The organism is Paenibacillus rhizolycopersici (assembly GCF_014947195.2).
Classification (GTDB): domain Bacteria; phylum Bacillota; class Bacilli; order Paenibacillales; family Paenibacillaceae; genus Fontibacillus; species Fontibacillus rhizolycopersici.
The window spans coordinates 207,104-224,678 of record NZ_JADCNN020000003.1 but is presented as its reverse complement, the minus strand read 5'-3'; the positions used below and the strand labels follow the sequence as shown (position 1 = coordinate 224,678).

The window sequence follows — 17,575 nt, the reverse complement described above, 5'->3', positions numbered from 1 at the left end:
CATGCTGATCGGCGCACAAACCTGGGAATTTCGCTCCAAACCGGCGATCATCGGGGCGGCGACGGTCGTCGGACCTGAAGAAGGGGAGGGGCCGTTGTCCCACACCTTTGATTTCGTATACGACAATTTGGAAATTGACGAGAATACATGGGAAAAAGCCGAACGCAAGCTGCTGGAACACGCATCCGCGCTCGCATTAGTCCATGCCGGTATCAATCGGGAGGATTTGTCCTTCTTCATCGGTGGGGATTTGATGAATCAAATCATCACCGCGACGTTTGCTGCCCGTACGATTGCCGCTCCGTATCTCGGCGTGTTTGGCGCCTGCTCCACCTCGATGGAGAGTCTGGCTCTCGCCGCTTTCCTGGCCGATGCAGGAGGGGCGCGTTACGTCATGGCCGGTACGGCCAGCCATAACTGTACGGTGGAGAAACAGTTTCGCTATCCGACCGAATACGGTTCGCAAAAACCGGCCACGGCCCAATATACGATTACCGGAGCGGGATGCGCGGTCGTATCGAAGGAAGGTTCCGGTCCCCGAATCACCCATGCGACGATCGGGCGGATCCAGGATCTTGGCGTCAAGGATCCGTTTAACATGGGGGCGGCGATGGCTCCGGCTGCGGCGGATACGCTGGTCTCTCATTTTCGCGATACCGGCCGTGGGCCCGAGGATTACGATTTGATCGTTACCGGAGACCTCGCTTCGGTGGGACATGCTATCGTCAAGGATCTTCTCGACAAAGACGGCGTCTCCATGAACCAAACGGAATTCAACGATTGCGGGCTGATGATTTATGATCGTGACAAACAAACCTACGTCAATGCCGGAGGCAGCGGTTGCGGCTGCTCCGCGGTCGTCACGTACGGCCATATTTTACGAAAACTAAAAAACCGGGAACTAAACCGGGTGCTGATCGTTGCTACGGGTGCTCTCTTGTCGCCGCTGTCTTATCAGCAAGGCGAGAGCATACCCTGCATCGCTCACGCGGTCGCCCTGGAACAGGAGGATAACGGAAGATGATATTTGTATGGGCGTTTTTGGTTGGCGGGTTGATTTGCGTCATCGGCCAATTGATGATGGATGTGCTGAAATTGACCCCAGCGCACACGATGAGCTCGCTGGTTGTGGCCGGCGCGGTGATGGATGCGATCGGGTGGTACGATCCGTTGGTGAAGTTCGCCGGAGCAGGAGCCTCCGTGCCGATTACGAGCTTCGGCAACTCGCTGGTTCACGGGGCGTTGACCGAATTAGAGCGGGACGGTTGGATCGGGGTGATCACCGGGATCTTCGATGTGACTAGCGCGGGGATCTCGGCTGCGATCATTTTTTCCTTCCTCGCCGCGCTTGTGGTACGGCCTAAAGGATAATATTTCGGAAATTTGCACGCTTTTTACGGGTATCAGTGTACTCCCTATCTATCTTCATGTAAAATAGGTAGATATATACAGGTCTTATTTGGGAGGGAAAATGCGTGCCCGTACATGAGCAATCGATGCAAACTTTAACCGCCGTAAAGAACAACCTGGAGTCGTGTATTTTAGGAAAGTCGTTTGAAATCAAACTGCTGCTCTCGGCGCTGCTGGCCGGCGGCCATGTATTAATCGAGGACGTACCCGGTACTGGAAAGACGCAGCTCGTCAAGGCGCTGGCCAAATCGATGAGCGGCGATTACCGGCGCATTCAATGCAACCCGGACATCCTCCCCAGCGATATTACGGGGGTTTCGGTTTTCCATCCCCATGAGGAACGTTTCGTATTTCGGCCAGGTCCGGTGATGACTCATATTTTGCTGGCGGATGAAATTAACCGGGCTACCACCAAAACGCAGTCTGCCTTGTTGGAGGTCATGGAGGAGCAAAGTGTGACTGCCGACGGCGTAACCCACCCGCTTCCTCATCCTTTTATGCTTTGCGCTACGCAGAATCCAATCGATTTCGAGGGCACCTATCTGCTGCCAGAAGCGCAGCTGGACCGTTTTATGATGAAGATCGGCATCGGCTATCCCGACGCCGGGACAGAGAAAGCGATGCTTCGCTCCCATAGCCAGGGTCAACCAGCGGATCAATTGGAACCGGTTACAACCATGGAAGAGATCTCGGCCATCCAGCGCGAGGTACAACATGTACATATCAGCGAACCATTGGCTGATTATTTGCTGGAGATCGTTCGCCGAACGCGGGAACATGAAGATGTTCTGCTGGGAGCTTCTCCGCGGGCTTCGCTGGCGTTTATGGCCGCGGCAAAAGCGTATGCTTTCTTGGAGGAACGGGATTATGTGCTGCCGGACGATATCAAGACGCTGGCGCCGTTCGTTCTGGAGCATCGAATTCTATTGCGGCCCGAGTCCCGTCTGGGGCACCGGAACGTCGGTGAAGTGCTGCAGCAAATTCTACGGCAGGTCCATGTACCGGTCGCTGTGGGACGGTAACCGATGCGTGCGCTGGTCGAAGGCGTTAAATTAGGCCTCACTTCCCGCAAGTTCTGGAGAGTTGCGTCCGTCTGGCTCATCTGCCTGCTTTACGTCTTGTTTCAAGGCGGGAAAACCTCGCTGATGTTGTTTATGATGGTTTCGGTGCTGGGCTTGTATTGGGCGATCGGCGGACTCGGCGGCGTGAAGCGAATCCGAGGTTCAAGAACGCTGTCGCTTTCCGGGGAACGAGGCGGGTTGCTTCAAGCCGGGGATCAAGTGCTGGTCAAGCTGCAGTTGCAGCTACCTGCTTTCCTGCCTCTTCCTTATATCGTTGTCCGCGAAACGCTGCGACGCCACAACGGGGATACCTGGGTATTCGAGGATAGCGTGGTGCCTTACTTCAGCTCAAGGTCTGAGTTGGTGTATAAGACGCCGTCACTTGAGCGCGGCAAATACGCATTCACCGGTACGAATTGCAGTGCCGAGGATATCTTTGGCCTGGTGGAGCATACCAGTGTATTCCAAACCGGTGGGGAGTTTCGGATCCTACCCCGGACGGTGTTTATCCCCCACTGGGAGCTCTACAGCCGCAATTCGCGGCTGGCTGGTCCGGAGACCGCCGTTGCCCTGTCGCGCCGGGAATCGACCCAAATCAACGGGGTGCGCGACTATGTGTACGGGGATCGGATTTCCCGTATTCACTGGAGTGCCACCGCGAAGACGGGGACTTGGAAATCCAAAGAATTTGAACATGAATCGCTGCCCAAAATGCAATTGGTGTTGGACGCCCACGCCAGCGGATATCTTCGCCCTGCGCAATTTGAATTAGCGGTCTCCACTGCCGCTTCGCTGCTGGAATACGGGGCTAGAGAACGAATCAGCATGGGTCTTTGCACCTTGGGGAAGACCCTCCGTCATTTTCCGCCAGCGGAAAGTTATCTGGAGCGACAGCAAATGCTGCACCAGCTTGTTGATATCAACGCGGATGGGTTCGGCAACTATAAGGAACGCATGGAGGCGCAACAGGAACTTTTTCAGCCGGGAGCGTTTTTTATCCTTATCAGCCCGCTGGCGGACGATAAGGTGCTCGCTATGTTAAGGTTGGCCAAATCCCGGCAGATGATTCCGTATCATATCCAGATCGGGGAAGAGTCGGTGGCGGAGGGCATGTCAAACTCCTACCGCGCCGGCAAGCGCACCGCCTGGCAAGGGACCCTGCAGGAACGGGGACTGCGAGGCGTTTACGTCTCCTCGCTCCGCGAGCTTCCCGCGGCGATGGGGGGGGCGAAGCTGTGAAACAAGCTACATCCCCACAACATCCCAAGTCCTATCGGACTCTAACACTGCTATGGGTAGTTATAATCGCCATGCAATGGATCGATTTTACGGAACCGCTCTGGTTTTCGGTGACGACGACTTTAGTGACCGTAACGATAATCATGATGGCATTGGTGGAATGGCTCCTGCCGGTGCAGGCCGGTTGGAAATGGACGATTAAAATTATCGTGCTCCTGACCGTATGGCGCTTTATCTTGACCAGTTATGGCGTATATGTTCCGTATGGGCCGTTTTATCCGGATCAGATCCGCGGCATGGCGTTGACCTTTACGCCGTATATCTGGTTTTCGCTTGTGGCTTGGGGGCTACTGGAGGCCGTGCTGCGGCTAGTTGTGAACCGCCCGCGAATCCTGCTCTTATTGGCGGTCCACCTGATTACCTTTGCGATTTTGGATTCATTTACACCTTATCATTTATGGAAAAACGTAGCTTGGATTGTCTTTGCCGGCCTCGGTTGGCTGGTGAGTACGCACTTCTACGAATACCGCATGAAATATCCCCAGGGCTGGCAGCGTCTGCGGCAAAGTCCAGTAAAAATCGCCGTGAATATTGGCATCGTGTTCACTTGCGTGCTGCTGATCGGCATCAGTATGCCATCGGTCTCGCCGACGTTGACCGATCCGTATACCGCTTGGATTAAGCGAAGCGGGGGAGGAGGAGGCGGCCCCTCCGCGCTGTCCGGCGCCCTTGGGGATGGCCCGTCAGCGGTCAAGGAAGAGATCGTCTCCGGCTATAGCCGGGACGACAAAACCCTTGGAAATGGCTTCGAATTCAGCTACAGCCCGGTCATGTCGATCGATACGCCGGTGAGGTCTTATTGGCGGGGAGAAACCCGGCGCGTTTATTCCGGTACGGGATGGGCTGATCTTGAGCAGGAAGGCCGGGACACGGAACGTTACCGCGGCGCTCCAGACGCTGACCCGCTTGGGCATGAGCAGCCGGGCAAGGTGGAGACGATGCGGGTCGAGCAAACGGTGACGATGAATACCGACAAAGTGTATCCTGTGCTGTTTGGCGGATACGCCATCGAAAGTGTCGAGTTGCTTGACGAACGGCAGCAGTCCGATATGCGCTGGGCCGGGAAACAAGCGGAGATGTTCTGGAATGGTTACCGCGATCCCGGGGATTTGCCGGATTACCCGCGGAAATACAAGGTTGTTGCCAATATCCCTTTGATTCCGCTCGAGGAGTTGGAACAGGCCAGTTACGAAGCCTTATATCCGGAAGGAGCTCCGGAGGAATATTTGCAACTGCCGAGCAGTTTGCCGCAGCGGGTCAAAGACCTAGCTGAAGAGATCACCGCGGAAGGAGAGACCCCCTATGCGAAAATGGATCTCCTGCAGCAATACCTCCGGCAGAATTACGAATATACGAACAAACCGGATTTAGCCCGCAAGCGCAGCGATGACTTCGTGGACAGCTTCTTGTTCGAAATTCGGCAGGGATATTGCGATTACTATTCCACGGCGATGGTCGTTATGGCCCGTTCGCTGGGCATACCGGCCCGCTGGGTTAAAGGATACGCCCCCGGCAGTCAGCCAAGCGACGAGATGATGATGCGAAGTCCGGAGCTGGGCCGTGCGTATAATGTGAGCAATGCCGACGCTCACTCCTGGACGGAGCTGTATTTCGGCGATTACGGTTGGATTCCGTTCGAGGCGACGCCTGGTTTTGTTTCACCGATCATGGAAGCACCGGAGGACAGCGAAGAGGCTTTCGCGCTGGATACGGACACCGATACGGAGGTTTCGGCAGCCGAAGACGGCTTCTTTTCCAAGCTCGATCCGATCATCATGCAACGAATTTTCATCACGGCCGTAAGCGTGCTGTTGCTATGGACGCTGTACCAGCTGCGCTCGGAGCTTTATTTCCTCTGGCTCCGCCTGCGATTGGGCCGGCCGTTGACGCCGGCTGAAAAGGCGATCTACGAAACGTTACGGCTGGTAAGACGACTGCGTCACAGAGGTTATGTCCGTGGCGACCAAGAGACCTTGCGGGAAGCGTTCGGACGGTGGAAGCTGGAGCAATCGCAGCTTGCTGAAGCGCTGGATCCGCTGCTGCTCATTTATGAGCAGGCGAATTATGGCCGGAGTCCGGCCGCCGCGAATTGGCGCAAGGCACGGGAACTGTCGCGGCAAGCCGTCAAATTGGCTGGCGGAAACCGTTGGAAGCAGGCCTTACCGAACAGCGGCAAACGGTTCCTTGGACGATAATGGGTCGGATTGCCGCCTTCAGGTGGACCGGGTTGGCATTGCCGATAGGAACGACTACCCGGGACTATTCGTTTGATTACGCCACCGCGCTTGCGCGGGAGGCGTTTTCTTTTTTAAAATAGAAGCATGATGGGGGAAGAATATGGTATAGTTTGTCGTATGAAACCGAGGTGAACGTATTTGTTTGAGAAGTTTATGCCGAATGTGCGCGTAGACAGCGTATTCGATATCGATCTGGAAGGACTCTATGCCAAAGGCTACCGCGGCATCATCACCGATCTGGACAACACTTTGGTCGGTGCCAAAGCGCCGCTGGCCACTCCCGAACTGATCGGTTGGTTTGAGAAAGTGAAGAAATGCGGGTTTAAACTCGTGATTGTGTCAAACAATAATTTGGACAGGGTGTCGGTATTCGCGAACCCTTTGAATATTGAGTTTGTGCACGCAGCCAGAAAACCGTCCGGCGCAGCTTTTCATCGAGCCATGGAAATGATGGACCTTGGGCCGCAGGAGACGATCGTCGTGGGGGACCAGATGATGACCGACGTGTTTGGCGGTAACCGGCAGGGGCTCTTTACGGTGCTCGTGCTCCCGATTGCCGTACAGGATGAAGGGATCGGTACGAGGATCAACCGCCGGCTGGAGCGGATCGTGAAGCGGCGGCTGGGTAAGGTTGGATTATGGCTCGAGGAGGAAAAGAAGCGATGACGGAAGTACAGAATGCAGAGGGCGCTCTTCGCTGCAGCGGATGCGGCGTTTTGCTGCAAACTGGGGAACCCAGCAAGCCGGGATTTGTTCCGGAACAAACCTTAACGAAGGAACCGGTGATTTGCCAACGCTGTTTCCGAATTAAAAATTACAATGAATCTTCATCCGTTACGGTGGAGCAGGACGAGTTCTTGCGCCTATTGTCGCAGATCGGCGGTAAGGAAGCACTGGTGATCCATATCGTGGATCTGTTCGATTTTCAAGGCAGCGTTATATCCGGACTTCAACGGTTTGTTGGCAACAATCCGGTGCTGTTGGCGGTGAATAAAACCGATCTGCTACCCAAGGTGACGAACTGGAACAAGGTACGGAACTGGGTGCAGAAGGAAGCGAAGGACCTGGGGCTGAAGATTGAAGACGTCGTCCTTTGCAGCGCCAAGCAAAACAGCGGTTTCGACCGGTTGCTTGAAGCGGTAGCGGCACGGCGGGGAGATCGGGACGTGTATGTCGTCGGCGCAACCAATGTCGGCAAGTCGACGCTGATCAACCGATTGATACGCGATTACAGCGATCTGGAGCAGGAATTGACCGTTTCGCGCTATCCGGGCACAACGCTGGATATGGTGCATATTCCACTGGATGACGGGAAGGCGATCATCGATACGCCGGGGATCATGTATCCGTCTAGATATAGTGAGCTGGTAGCCCCCTCCGATTTGGGCGTTATTATGCCGGACAAAGCGCTCAAGCCGGCAGTGTACCAGCTGAATGAGGGACAGACGCTCTTTTTCGGCGGCTTTGGCCGGTTTGATTTTATTCAGGGGGATCGCCAATCCTTTACTTGTTTTGTCAGCGGCCGGGTGCCGATTCACCGAACGAAGCTGGAGCGGGCGGACGAGCTGTTTGCGGAGCATGCCGGGGAAATGCTGGCGCCGCCGAGCAAGGAGCATCTCGAAGCATTGCCGGAGTGGACGCGTCACGAGTTCCGAATTCCGAAGGGCAGCCGAAGCGACTTGTTTATTTCCGGTCTGGGCTGGATCAAGATCAACAATGACTTTGGTTCAGTAGTTGCGGCGCATGTGCCTAAGGGTGTGAAGGTGCTCGTCCGGCCTTCGTTGATTTAGGAGCCAATTCATCGGGTGGTCTATCATAAGGGTAAAAAAGGGCGCTATTTGATCGTGGATGCAAGTTTGGAGTGGGATAGCGGTAATTTTAGGCGTTATTTTCGGCTTATGGCCCAAAAGTAGGCGCTTTTCGGTAACACCAGGCGAATTAGGGCCGCAAAATACCGCTATTTGTGATATAAAGAGGACTTCGGGGGAAATAAGGCCCATTTATACCTTTATTATTCCCAGAGTCGGCTGAGCGGGAGGAGAACCGATGGGAGAGCAAGCGAATCACGAGAAACGGGAAGGTGAACAGGCGCGGGAAGGCAGCCGCGCCGGGCAGCCGCTGCTGCTCGGCGTCATCGGCGATCCGATCCAACATTCCAAATCGCCGGTCATGCATACGGCCGCGCTCAAGGCCTGCGGGCTCGCAGGCGCTTATCTGCCTTTTCACGTTAAGGGAAGTCGGCTGGAAGAGGCGATCCGGGGCGTTCGCGCGCTGGGGTTCCGGGGCATCAATGTCACGGTCCCGCATAAAGTGGAAGTGATGGACTACTTGGACCGGATCGACGAGGGAGCCCGGTTAATCGGAGCGGTGAACACGATCGTCAATGACGGCGGTGTGCTCACCGGGTACAATACCGATGGGATCGGGTATATCCGATCCCTAAAAGAGGAAGCGGCCCCAGAACTAAGAGGAAAACGCGTGCTGGTGCTGGGCTCCGGCGGCGCAGCGCGCGGGATCGTATATGCGCTGCTGCAGGAGGAGCCGGGCCTCGTGACGATCGCCAACCGTACCGCTGAGAAAGCGCGGGAAATGGCCAACGAATGGGCGCATCTCGGCCGCTTGAACGGCTGCGGGATGGAGGAACTGGATGAAGTTCTACCGGAAGCTGATCTCATCATCAACACCACCTCTGTCGGTATGCATCCGCACGTTGGGGATTGTCCGCTGGATTCGCGGCAGATCCCGGAGGGGATCGTCGTTAGCGATCTGATCTACAATCCGCTCAAGACAGAGCTCTTACAGCAAGCCGAGGCGAGAGGATGCACGATCCATAGCGGACTCGGAATGTTCGTCTACCAGGGAGCTTACGCGTTTGAGCATTGGACCGGCCGGACCGCTCCGGTTGAAGCGATGCGGGCCGCGGTTTTAGCGAGCATGCATCAATAAAGTGAGTTGTCGCATAATTGAATATTAAGGAGTCATGAAACGACATGTTAACGGGAAAACAAAAACGTCACCTGCGCAGTATGGCGCATAGTCTGCAGCCTATTTTTCAAGTAGGCAAGGGCGGAACGAATGAGCATATGGTCAAGCAGATTTCGGAGGCACTCGAACGCCGGGAGCTAATCAAAATTTCTGTGCTCAATAATAACCTGGACGATCCGCAGGAAATCGCGGAGGAGCTGGCGAAAGGCGCCGGCGCCGAGCTGGTTCAGTTGATCGGTCGGACGATTATCCTCTACAAAGAATCTCGCGAATACAAGCAAATCGAACTTCCATAGGTTCGGAGGAAACGCAAAATGAGAAAAATCGGCATTATGGGCGGGGCGTTTGATCCGATTCACCTCGGCCATCTCCTGGCGGCGGAGGCCGCCCGAGAACAATATCATTTGGAAGAGGTTTGGTTCATGCCCTCCCATATCCCTCCGCATAAGCATCAGGCCGGCGTCAGCGGCCAGCAGCGGCTGGAGATGGTGGAGGCGGCGATCGCCAGCCATCCGGCTTTCAAACCGCTCGACATCGAGCTGCGCCGCGGCGGGGTATCCTATACCGTGGAGACGATCCGGGAAATCCGTTCGTTGCATCCCGATCTGGAGTTCTATTTCATTATCGGGGCCGATATGGTCAATTATCTTCCGAAATGGGAAGGGATCGAGGATTTGGCCGGGATGCTCTCGTTTATTGGGCTGCAGCGCCCTGGGAGCTTTCTGGAGCTGGACGCGCTGCCCCCATTCATCCAGGAGGCGGTGCAGCTCGCAGAAATGCCGCTCGTCGATATCTCTTCGAGCTTGATCCGCAGCCGCTTATCCGCTGGACGTTCAATCCGGTATATGGTTCCGGACGCCGTGTATGAATATATGACAAGGAGCGGATTGTATGGATTACAGCCGTGAGGAACTGATCGCTGCTGTTTCCGCGGGGATGCCTTCCAAACGTTGGAAGCATGTTGAAGGCGTAATGGAGAGCGCGGTCATCCTGGCCAAGCGGTATGGAGCCGATCCGGTCAAAGCCGATTTGGCCGCCCTGCTGCATGACCTGGCTAAGTTTTGGCCGATTGAAGAGCAGGAGGCGATCATCCGCGATAACGGCTTGAACGCCGATTTGCTCCGGCATGACAAGCAGCTGCTGCATGCCGAAGTCGGGGCTTTTATCTCGAAGCGGGATTACGGCGTGGAGGATGAAGAGGTGCTGGACGCGATCCGCTACCATACCTCGGGCCGAGAGGGCATGACCCTGCTGGACAAAATCGTCTGCCTGGCAGATTATATCGAGCCGGGGCGCGAATTCCCCGGTGTGGAGAAGATTCGTGAACTGGCGGAGACGAGTCTGGAGGATGCGCTGGTTGCCGGATTCGACTCGACGATCTCTTTTTTACTGGAGAAGGGTAAACCAATCTTTCCGCTGACGTTATTGGCGCGTAATGATTTGATAGTAAACCGAACAAAATCAAGGGAGGCTGAGTGAATGGCGGTAAATTCAAACGAATTGTTGAACATGGCGGTGCAAGCCGCAGACGATAAAAAAGCGATGAACATCGTAGCATTGGATTTGAAGGGGATTTCTTTGATCGCGGACTATTTCGTGATCTGTCACGGCAACTCGGATACACAGGTGCAGGCGATCGCCACGGAGATCCGGAAAAGAGCGCATGACGCTGGCGCGAACGTTCGTGGCATTGAAGGTATGGATTCCGCACGCTGGGTACTGATGGATCTAGGCGATGTGGTCGTTCATGTGTTCCATCGGGATGAACGCGAATATTACAATATTGAACGGCTTTGGTCGGATGCCAAAGTCGTGGAGACGGTATGAGTCTGGTCGCAGGGACGATTGTATCTTTGCCGATAGATCGCGAAGTTTCGCCATACGGCTATTTCCTTAGCGCGGGTGGACAGGATGTCCTTCTCCATTACTCTGAGCTGACCCGTCAGGTTAAGCCGGGGGAACCGGTTGAGGTATTCCTGTTCTTCGATACGGAGGACCGTTTGGCAGCCACGATGAAAAAACCGCATCTGACGCTTGGCGAGCTGGCGTTGCTCGAGGTGGCGGACGTACATCCGCGGCTGGGCTGCTTCCTAGAGATGGGTTTGGGTCGTCAATTACTGTTGCCGATCCGTGAGCTACCTGAGTTGAAGGAGCTCCATCCACAGGTTGGTGATCAGGTGTACGTCATCATGGAGCACGACAAGCAGGGACGACTCAAAGCGAAGCTGGCGGGTGAGCAGGAGCTCGCTCCTCACGCCTTCCATGCCCCGGAATCCTGGAAAAATCAATGGCTGGACGCCATCGTCTACAAGCCGCTGCAAATGGGGACGTTTGTTGTCGTCCAGGGCGGCGTGTTGGGGTTTGGCGCGATCGGAATGATCCACACATCGGAACGCAATCGTCTGCTGCGGCTAGGTGAACGTGTGCAGGTTCGCGTATCCCATATTCGCGAGGACGGGCGCGTGAACCTGGCGATGGCACCGCGCAAGGAAATCGGCATGGGCCAGGACGCGGAGCGCATCCTCGCGTATCTGGAGAGCCGCCCGGGCGGCGGTATGCCGTATTCCGACGCGACACCGCCGGACCTGATCAAGCAGCGGTTTTCGATCAGCAAATCCGCGTTTAAGCGGGCGATCGGCAAGCTGATGAAGGAAGGCAAGGTGGTCCAGAAGGAAAACTGGACCTATTTGGTCGAGTCGCCGGCAGCCGGCGGAGACGACTCAAAACAACCGGAAGCCTAAGTAACAGCAGCATCCAGACAGAAAGCGGTGACTAGCAAGCCCATGGCATCCTATCGGAAATTTGCTTATGTGTATGACGAATTGATGGAAGACATGCCTTACCCGGACTGGATCCGATTTGCCCGCACGGCCTGGGAGCGGCATGGAATGCCGCGGACGGTCGTCGATCTCGGCTGCGGAACCGGCAGCATCACGATTCCGCTGGTGAATGCCGGGTTCGAGGTGACGGGGATCGACTTGTCCGCCGACATGCTGGCAGTGGCCCGCCGTAAAATGGAAACGACACCCCAAGGTGCCCGGCTGTTCCGCGAGGGCAGCGTGCGCTGGGTGCAGCAGGATATGACGGAGTGGTCCGTGCCTGAGCCGGTTGACGCCGTCATTTCTTTTTGCGATTGCTTGAACTATTTACTGGAAGAGGACGATATTGTTCGCACCTTCCGCCGTACATATGAAGGATTAAAGCCCGGAGGAACGTTTCTGTTTGACGTGCACCACCCCAACACTTTAGTTCGGTACGAGGAGGAGCAGCCGTTTATTTGGGATGAGCCCAGCGTGTCCTATATCTGGACATGCGAACGGGATGCCTATCGGAATGAGATCGAGCATCATTTGTCGATCTTCGCTCGCGAGGAGGAGCAAGGGCCGGGGTTATACCGCCGATTCGAAGAAACGCATATCCAGCGGGCCTACGACCCGGCATGGATGAGAAGCGAGTTGCTGCGTTGCGGATTCCGCGACGTAACCATTTACGCGGATTTCGAGTGGGTGGAAGCGGTGGATGACGCGGCCCGGCTGTTTTTTGTGGCGGTGAAGTGATCGTGTTCTTATCCATGTGAAGCTACGCATCATACAACTGAATAGATGCAAAAGTGCAGTTATTTTGGAGTCATTTTGATGCCGACGACGAAATAGTTGCGTAAATGCAGTTATTTTTGGCGATGAACGGGTTTTGCCCTTATACTCTCAAAAATAACTGCATTTTTGCAGCAAATCGCGAGTTTGAGAACAGACTTGAGGAATTAGCTGCATTTTTGCACTAATTTCTTCATGAAGGATCGCGGGTTTCCAAAGTTATAATGGGAAACAGAGTCGAATGGAAAGAGGAGAAACGCATGAAAAAGCAGCTGACCGTTTTGTTCCAAGGGGATTCCATCACGGATGGAAACCGGGGACGAGACAAGGATCTGAATCATATTCTGGGGCATAGCTACGCTTATATCATCGGTGCTAAGCTGGGCAATGATTTCGCGCATTTGAAGCCTACCTTTGTCAATCGGGGCGTGAGCGGCGACCGGGTTTCTGATCTGTACGCCAGATGGAATGAGGATGCAATCAGCCTGAAGCCAGATGTCATCAGCCTGCTGGTTGGCGTTAACGACGCTTGGCGGCAAATGAGCGGTGAACCTAGCGGGGCGACGGATCGCTTCGAGCGGGCGTACCGTCATTTGCTGGAGGAGACGAAGGAAGTATTGCCAAACACCAAGCTGGTGTTATGCGAACCGTTTATCTTGAACACCGGTGCTACGGCGGAAAAATGGACCGAGTGGGAGCGCCTGGTGGGGCGATATCAGGACACCGTGCGCCAATTGGCCGAGGAGTTTGGTGCGGTGTATGTGCCGCTGCAGGACGCTTTTGATGCGGCGACCGAGAAGGCAGAGGCGGCATACTGGCTCTGGGATGGCGTCCATCCGACGGCGGCGGGTCATGATTTGCTGGCCGGACGTTGGCTGGAGGTCGTAGGACGCAGCGGATTGTGGGACTAAGCGAACATTAACAAAGGGTTTAAAGCGGAGGATATCCGTTTTAAACCCTTTTATTTTTGACGAAACATTTCTTTCAGTACACGGTATGCGCGCGCTTGTTCCTCAGCGGGCTGCTCTTGTAGCAACTGCACGATTTGCCAAATCCACGTTTGGTCCTGGAGCTCGTCGTACCCCGGATTCCGAAATAACGCATACACGCTGATCTGCAGCGCGTCCGCGATTTTGTGTAGCGTTTCGAGCTGCACGTTTTGTTCCCCGCGTTCCAATCGCCCGATATAAGAGCCATACGTTTCCGTCGATTCGGCCAGTTGTTCCTGAGTAAGCCCCTTGAGTTTGCGATAGTACCTGACATTCTTGCCGACTTGCTTTGCTACTTCCATGAAGGCCACCTCTCGTAATAAGTTTAGTCCAAGCGGAGGGGTGAACTGCAGAGCATTAAAAGTTGCATATCGTCTATTAAAGAACTTATAAGTTTCATATTGCATATTATTGACATAAAAGGACAAACATATTAGATTAGAGACAGGAATATTTAACCATTGCTCAAAAAGTGTGGAGATTTATATCTGAACTTTTTAGGTGGATCTGAATTGAAACGAGGTGGTTTGATTGACTTCGACAACCACGATTCTCGCAAAAGTTTCCGAATACATGAAAGAGAAGAGTCTAACTTTGAGCCAATTTGCAAGGGATTCGGATATTAATCCCGGAACATTTAGTTCGATATTGAAAGGCGTGCGTTTACTTACCGTCGATCAATTAGACCGAATTACGGAGTTAATGGACCTCCCCAAAGGACATTATTATGAGGCTTATATCAAAGAGCATCTCCAAGAGATCAACCCTGACTGGCGCCGAGTGTATCCGCTGCTTAACAGCTGCGCCGAACTTCGAAAACTAGACAGTATTCGCAAAGTCGTTGCGTTACTCCTGGACAACTTACTGTACGCACCACTATTGTTCGAACTGGCCGAGGAGTTGTTTGCGAAAAGGATGCACGAAGCGGCGGAGGTTTTATATGAAAACGTTGCCCTGAGCGAACGAAGGCAACATTCCGAGCGGTTGGCTTTATGCCACTACAGGTTGTTTACGATTCGTCAAAGAACCAATCATGAACTAAATTATCAATCCGCTATTCAGTTCGAGCCCTTTGTGGAACGATTGGATGAGATGGACCAATTGGATGCATTAAAGGATTTGGCCCATAGCTATCGTGCCTTGCGTCACTGGGATAAGGTGGATAAAATAGCAAGCATGTTAGAGACTAAGGCTAGTATCCTATACTTTAAAAGAGAGATAAATCCTACTAAGAAGCCCAGCCGTCCTTTATTTACTTATTTAGCATCCTCCTATCTATTTCACGGAACGGTTTGTGAAGTAAGGGGAGAGTATGACCGAGCACTTTATTATATTGATCTATATGCTGATTTAAATTGGGTGAAGGAAACAGACAATGAAGTGCAGTATTGGAAAACGTTGTTTTCGGATTGGGCACGAGCGAATACTTTTGTGACTAGATTAGGTTCCGGGGATATCAGCATACTACCTGAGTATGTGTCGTATCTTGAATCTCAAAAGGCAGAAATTCATGTTGGAATGCTAAATATCGTTGAGGCAGCAAATAGATTCGGATTTAATATTGATGCGTTGCTCATGCGCCTTGATACCGACATTAAAAACATTTCAGACGATATTAAAGCTGCTGGAGTATATTCTAGTCAATTTGTTTCTGAGCGTTCCGCTCGATTATTTCATGAGCTAGCTGTTTATTACATTAATAAAAGTGAGTTCCCGATAGCTTTTCATTATTTAGAGGGCAGTTTAACGATTTCATTAAATATCAATCAGAAGTCATGTATAATTAAATGCGTAGGTCTTTATGAAATATATAGGGAACATCTAGATGAAAAGTCACTACTTAAGTTTCAAAAATTAATAAAAGAGGTGTATGAGCATGAGAAAAAAAGTTATCTGCATCCTGTTAGCGTTTAGTTTTTTTTCATTGCCCCTCTCGTCATTACTAAATCTTCCAGAGCCAAGCTTTCGTACCTTTAGCGAACATCATGGGGGTTAACTAGAGTATCGTGTTATAATTTTTAGTTTCACTAAAGATCGACTTTGTGTAGAGTCGATCTTTTTTTCTTTCACCCCAAAAAGTCTACCCTCTACCTAATCTCTTATTTCAATTTCAATATCATTCCGTAAAAATTAAATAGTTATTGTGCCGATAATTCAGTATAATTCTCTTATACCCTATTGAACGAACCCTTCAGAGAGGATTATCTACCTAATGAATGTAGCAGCAACTAAACCAGTAAAGACAAATCGACGTTCGAAGTCGTCTCCTCCGCCTGTACGGATTTTCTCGCTCGGCGGGATCGGGGAGATCGGCAAAAATATGTACGGCATCGAATATAGAGATGAGATCATTCTGATTGACGCGGGGCTTAAATTCCCGGATTCCCGCTTGACGGGCATTGATTGTATCATTCCGGATATTCGTTATTTAATTGACAACAAGCATAAAATGAAAGGCCTATTCCTCACCCATGGTCACGAGGATCATATCGGCGCGATTCCGTATGTGCTTCGCCAACTGCAACTGCCGATCTACGGCGGCCCGCTGACCATCGGGTTGGTTAAAGCCAAGCTAGAGGAGCATCGGCTTCTCGGACAAGCGGAGTTGCACGTATTCCAGGAGAACGATCGGTACGCGTTTAAGCATCTGGCCGTGCATTTCTTCCGGACGACCCACAGTATCCCTGATGCTTTCGGTATCGTAGTTGATACCCCGTACGGGTCGATCGTGCATACGGGAGATTTCAAATTTGATTTTACGCCGGAGGACCGTCCTGCCGATCTATTTAAAATGGCCAGCGTTGGCGGTGAAGGCGTATTGGCGCTGCTCGCCGACAGCACGAACAGTGAGAAGGAAGGCTTTACTCCTTCCGAACGTCGGGTCGGCGACGCGATCCTGGATTCGTTCCGCGGATGCCATGGGCGGATTTTGTTCGCCACCTTCGCCTCCAACGTACATCGGCTGCAGCAAGTCGTGGAAGCGGCGACCCTCGTGAACCGTAAAATTGCCGTCATCGGCCGCAGCATGGAGAAAGTGTTCGCCATCGGCCAGGACCTGGGATATATCCGCGTACCGGAAGGCATGCTGATCGACGTGAAGCATATCGACCGTTACCCCGAGGAGCAAGTACTCATCGTCTGCACCGGCAGTCAAGGAGAGCCGAACGCGGCGCTCAGCCGGATCGCTTCGGGGGCCCACCGGAGTGTGCAGGTTTATCCGGGAGATACGGTCATTTATTCGTCCTCGCCGATTCCCGGCAATGCACAGAACATCAACCGCAGTATCGACTTGCTGCTGCGGGCTGGCGCGAACGTCATTTACGGCTCGATTTTCGACATTCATACGTCCGGGCACGGTTGCCGGGAGGACCTGAAGCTGATGCTCAGCTTTATCCGTCCGAAGTACTTCATCCCGATTCACGGCGAATATCGGATGTTGCTTAGTCACCGCAATCTGGCGCTGCAAACGGGCATTCCCGAAGATCATGTGTTTGTCATGAACATCGGGGACACGTTATCGGTGTACCGGAACCGGGCCAAACGGGGGCGGACCATCCCTTCCGGGCAAGTGCTAATCAGCAACGGGGAGATGCGTCCGACCTCAGAAGACGCGCTGCTGGTTGAACGAATGGAGCTGGCTCAGGAAGGCATCGTCATCGTCGTGATGACGGTTGACCGTAAAACGCGGCAAATTCTAGCCGGACCGGATATCGTCTCGCGCGGCTTCGTCTACATGCAGGACGCTAGGCCGTTGCTGCGCCGGGCCGAAGCGATGCTGAAGCGGAGCTTGAACCGGCTCGGCGAGAAGGAGTCTTACGATCATAACGCTTGGCTGCGGGCGACACAGCAGCAGCTGCGGCGATATTTTGTCAAAGAAGTGGGCCGAACCCCGCATATCATGCCGTCCATTCTGGAAGTCTAGTGACGGCAGGGAGCTTCCCAAGAAATAGGGAGGCTCCTCTTTTTATTTGACCACCTGTTCATATTTCCGTATAATGTGT

At 53.3% G+C, this 17,575-nt stretch carries 18 protein-coding genes; 17 read left to right on the top strand and 1 reads right to left on the bottom strand.

Annotation, left to right across the window (positions count from 1 at the left end):
- Position 1 precedes the first annotated feature (1 nt).
- The 15 genes from spoVAD (at position 2) to IM700_RS04800 (ending at position 13,496) form a co-directional block, all read left to right on the top strand.
- Positions 2-1,024 (top strand): stage V sporulation protein AD, encoded by a 1,023-nt coding sequence (spoVAD, locus tag IM700_RS04870; protein ID WP_193416435.1) that lies wholly within the window; start codon positions 2-4, stop codon positions 1,022-1,024.
- Positions 1,021-1,371: a stage V sporulation protein AE gene (gene spoVAE / locus IM700_RS04865; RefSeq protein ID WP_155605669.1), complete on the top strand. Its 351-nt coding sequence runs from the start codon at positions 1,021-1,023 to the stop codon at positions 1,369-1,371. The genes spoVAD and spoVAE overlap by 4 nt, the downstream gene beginning before the upstream one ends.
- Before the next feature lie 104 nt (positions 1,372-1,475).
- Entirely contained in the window at positions 1,476-2,432 is a 957-nt protein-coding gene (locus IM700_RS04860; RefSeq protein WP_193416434.1) for an AAA family ATPase, read from the top strand.
- 3 nt (positions 2,433-2,435) lie between these two features.
- Positions 2,436-3,710: a DUF58 domain-containing protein gene (locus tag IM700_RS04855; protein WP_155605668.1), complete on the top strand. Its 1,275-nt coding sequence runs from the start codon at positions 2,436-2,438 to the stop codon at positions 3,708-3,710.
- 71 nt (positions 3,711-3,781) lie between these two features.
- The gene (locus tag IM700_RS04850) at positions 3,782-5,965 is read left to right on the top strand and encodes a transglutaminase-like domain-containing protein (RefSeq protein ID WP_193416433.1); all 2,184 of its coding nucleotides are present in this window, start codon (positions 3,782-3,784) and stop codon (positions 5,963-5,965) included.
- 180 nt (positions 5,966-6,145) lie between these two features.
- Positions 6,146-6,673, top strand: coding sequence for a YqeG family HAD IIIA-type phosphatase (locus IM700_RS04845; protein ID WP_155605666.1), 528 nt, complete (start codon positions 6,146-6,148; stop codon positions 6,671-6,673).
- Positions 6,670-7,797, top strand: coding sequence for a ribosome biogenesis GTPase YqeH (gene yqeH, locus IM700_RS04840; protein WP_193416432.1), 1,128 nt, complete (start codon positions 6,670-6,672; stop codon positions 7,795-7,797). The genes IM700_RS04845 and yqeH overlap by 4 nt, the downstream gene beginning before the upstream one ends.
- Before the next feature lie 256 nt (positions 7,798-8,053).
- Complete coding sequence (aroE, locus tag IM700_RS04835) at positions 8,054-8,953, top strand: shikimate dehydrogenase (RefSeq protein ID WP_193416431.1); 900 nt, start codon at positions 8,054-8,056, stop codon at positions 8,951-8,953.
- Positions 8,954-8,997: 44 nt separating this feature from the next.
- Positions 8,998-9,288 carry a ribosome assembly RNA-binding protein YhbY gene (yhbY, locus tag IM700_RS04830; protein ID WP_155605663.1) on the top strand — a complete coding sequence of 97 codons (291 nt, stop codon included), beginning with the start codon at positions 8,998-9,000 and terminating at the stop codon, positions 9,286-9,288.
- An 18-nt stretch (positions 9,289-9,306) separates the two neighbouring features.
- Entirely contained in the window at positions 9,307-9,900 is a 594-nt protein-coding gene (locus tag IM700_RS04825) for a nicotinate-nucleotide adenylyltransferase (RefSeq protein ID WP_193416430.1), read from the top strand.
- Complete coding sequence (gene yqeK / locus IM700_RS04820; protein ID WP_155605661.1) at positions 9,884-10,471, top strand: bis(5'-nucleosyl)-tetraphosphatase (symmetrical) YqeK; 588 nt, start codon at positions 9,884-9,886, stop codon at positions 10,469-10,471. Before IM700_RS04825 ends, yqeK begins: the two co-directional genes overlap by 17 nt.
- Positions 10,472-10,819, top strand: a complete 348-nt coding sequence (gene rsfS / locus IM700_RS04815; RefSeq protein ID WP_193416429.1) for a ribosome silencing factor — start codon at positions 10,472-10,474, stop codon at positions 10,817-10,819.
- Entirely contained in the window at positions 10,816-11,733 is a 918-nt protein-coding gene (locus IM700_RS04810; RefSeq protein WP_155605659.1) for a CvfB family protein, read from the top strand. Before rsfS ends, IM700_RS04810 begins: the two co-directional genes overlap by 4 nt.
- A 42-nt stretch (positions 11,734-11,775) precedes the next feature.
- A complete protein-coding gene (locus IM700_RS04805) occupies positions 11,776-12,549 on the top strand; it encodes a class I SAM-dependent DNA methyltransferase (RefSeq protein WP_155605658.1) in 774 nt (257 codons plus the stop codon).
- Between the two features lie 296 nt (positions 12,550-12,845).
- On the top strand, positions 12,846-13,496 hold the full coding sequence (locus IM700_RS04800) for an SGNH/GDSL hydrolase family protein (protein WP_193416428.1): 651 nt from the start codon (positions 12,846-12,848) through the stop codon (positions 13,494-13,496).
- Between the two features lie 50 nt (positions 13,497-13,546).
- Here IM700_RS04800 and IM700_RS04795 read toward each other — a convergent pair whose 3' ends face one another.
- Complete coding sequence (locus IM700_RS04795) at positions 13,547-13,876, bottom strand: helix-turn-helix domain-containing protein (RefSeq protein WP_016311381.1); 330 nt, start codon at positions 13,874-13,876, stop codon at positions 13,547-13,549.
- A 229-nt stretch (positions 13,877-14,105) separates the two neighbouring features.
- Here IM700_RS04795 and IM700_RS04790 point away from each other — a divergent pair, with 229 nt between their 5' ends.
- Entirely contained in the window at positions 14,106-15,488 is a 1,383-nt protein-coding gene (locus IM700_RS04790; protein WP_193416427.1) for a helix-turn-helix domain-containing protein, read from the top strand.
- Positions 15,489-15,786: 298 nt separating this feature from the next.
- Positions 15,787-17,496, top strand: a complete 1,710-nt coding sequence (gene rnjA / locus IM700_RS04785; protein ID WP_155605654.1) for a ribonuclease J1 — start codon at positions 15,787-15,789, stop codon at positions 17,494-17,496.
- Positions 17,497-17,575: the final 79 nt, after the last annotated feature.